The organism is Cellulomonas biazotea, from assembly GCF_004306155.1.
Classification (GTDB): domain Bacteria; phylum Actinomycetota; class Actinomycetes; order Actinomycetales; family Cellulomonadaceae; genus Cellulomonas; species Cellulomonas biazotea.
Map to the genome: position 1 here is coordinate 1 of NZ_BIMR01000468.1, position 822 is coordinate 822.

The 822-nt window shown below is 59.2% G+C and carries 1 rRNA gene; it reads right to left on the reverse strand.

What is annotated here, in order from left to right:
* Positions 1–822: ribosomal RNA gene (locus CBZ_RS20205) — 23S ribosomal RNA — on the reverse strand; the annotation flags it as partial.

Consider the following 822-nt stretch of genomic DNA (forward strand, 5'->3'; position numbering starts at 1 on the left):
GGCTCGGACGGTGAGCATCACCGGGCTCGGTATGGGCGGTTCTTCGCCGGTACGGGAATATCAACCCGTTGTCCATCGACTACGCCTGTCGGCCTCGCCTTAGGTCCCGACTTACCCAGGGCGGATTAGCCTGGCCCTGGAACCCTTGGTCATTCGGCGGACGGGTTTCTCACCCGTCATTCGCTACTCATGCCTGCATTCTCACTCGTGTGGCGTCCACCGCTGGGTTACCCCGCGACTTCGCCCGCCACACGACGCTCCCCTACCCATCCACACGACTGAACCACGAAGGCTTGTCGAACGTGTGAATGCCACAGCTTCGGCGGTATGCTTGAGCCCCGCTACATTGTCGGCGCGGAATCACTTGACCAGTGAGCTATTACGCACTCTTTCAAGGGTGGCTGCTTCTAAGCCAACCTCCTGGTTGTCTGTGCAACTCCACATCCTTTCCCACTTAGCATACGCTTAGGGGCCTTAGCTGGTGGTCTGGGCTGTTTCCCTCTCGACTACGGAGCTTATCCCCCGCAGTCTCACTGCCACGCTCTGGCTTACCGGCATTCGGAGTTTGGCTAACGTCAGTAACCTGGTGGGGCCCATCGGCTATCCAGTAGCTCTACCTCCGGCAAGAAACGCGTGACGCTGCACCTAAATGCATTTCGGGGAGAACCAGCTATCACGGAGTTTGATTGGCCTTTCACCCCTAACCACAGGTCATCCCCCAGGTTTTCAACCCTGGTGGGTTCGGGCCTCCACGCGGTCTTACCCGCGCTTCACCCTGCCCATGGCTAGATCACTCCGCTTCGGGTCTAGAGCACGCGACTG